General features: G+C 38.8%; 2 protein-coding genes. One reads left to right on the forward strand and one right to left on the reverse strand.

Translation table 11 applies throughout. The features are described from left to right. The coding region (locus tag ON09_RS23695; protein ID WP_010603556.1) for a class 1 fructose-bisphosphatase at positions 1 to 643 on the forward strand (643 nt) is incomplete at its 5' end. Here ON09_RS23695 and rnhA read toward each other — a convergent pair. Beyond that, positions 640 to 1113 (reverse strand): ribonuclease HI, encoded by a 474-nt coding sequence (rnhA, locus tag ON09_RS23700; protein WP_010603557.1) that lies wholly within the window; start codon positions 1111 to 1113, stop codon positions 640 to 642. The two genes, ON09_RS23695 and rnhA, sit on opposite strands and share 4 nt — an antisense overlap. Between the last annotated feature and the right edge of the window lie 109 nt (positions 1114 to 1222).

Here is a 1222-nt window from a genome sequence, read left to right on the forward strand (position 1 = left end):
AACTATAAGTGATGTTTTGCAGAAAGGAACTGAACAGGTGGCTGCCGGTTATATTATTTATGGCTCTTCAACTATGTTGGTTTATACCACAGGCAAGTGTGTGAATGGCTTTACCTTAGATCCATCAATTGGTGAATTTTGTCTTTCACATCCCAACATGAGGATTCCCGAAACCGGCATAACCTATTCTATAAATGAAGGAAATTATGTTCATTTCCCTGAAGGTGTAAAAAAATATATTAAATATTGCCAGGTAGAAGATGAAGCCACTAACAGGCCTTATACTTCACGTTATATTGGTTCAATGGTTGGAGATATACACAGAAGTTTGATTAACGGCGGAATTTATATTTATCCAACCACATCACGTTCGCCGGAAGGAAAGTTGAGGTTGCTTTATGAATGTAATCCGATGGCATTTATTATTGAACAGGCTGGGGGCAAAGCCTCAACCGGTTTCGAGCGCATTTTGGATATTCAGCCTACTGAAGTACATCAACGCGTTCCGGTGTTTATCGGTTCGAAGAAAATGGTAGAAAAGGCTGAAGAAATGATGCTATTATACACTGCAAAATCTATTTCTGTTGAAGAAAAAGTAGAGTCGAAACTTGAAGATTTAGGCGTAATTGGTGGAATAGATTAAAGCAGGCTTGCCCTATTTCTTTCCGCCTCGAAAAAAGTATCAATTGCTAAATTCTGTTTGTCTTGCGAGGCGAAAACCGCTAATCTGTCACAACGCTCATTCTCAGGATGATCGTTGTGACCTTTGATCCAGATAAACTTCACTTTGTGGAGTTTGTATAATTCCAGAAACCTCAACCAAAGGTCTTTATTTTTTTTATCCTTGAAATTTTTGGTTACCCAACCGAACACCCATTTCTTTTCCACTGCATCCACCACATATTTTGAATCAGAATAAACGGTTACTTGCTGATTTAAACTCTTTAAAGCTTCCAGTCCTTTTATAACGGCGAGTAGTTCCATTCGATTATTGGTGGTCATTCTAAAACCTCCACTCAATTCTTTATAGTGTTGCCCTGCCCTCAAAATTGTTCCATATCCACCCGGACCCGGGTTTCCGCTAGCTGCTCCGTCTGTGTAAATTTCGATCATAATCTTCAGCAAAGCTAAGTTTTCAGTCTGAAATTAAAAGCATATGACCAGAAGAATGAAAAAAAATCCCTGAAGAGGAAGAAGCTCTTCAGGGATAGATTTCGTTATT

This window comes from Pedobacter agri PB92 (assembly GCF_000258495.1).
In the GTDB taxonomy this organism is placed as follows: domain Bacteria; phylum Bacteroidota; class Bacteroidia; order Sphingobacteriales; family Sphingobacteriaceae; genus Pedobacter; species Pedobacter agri.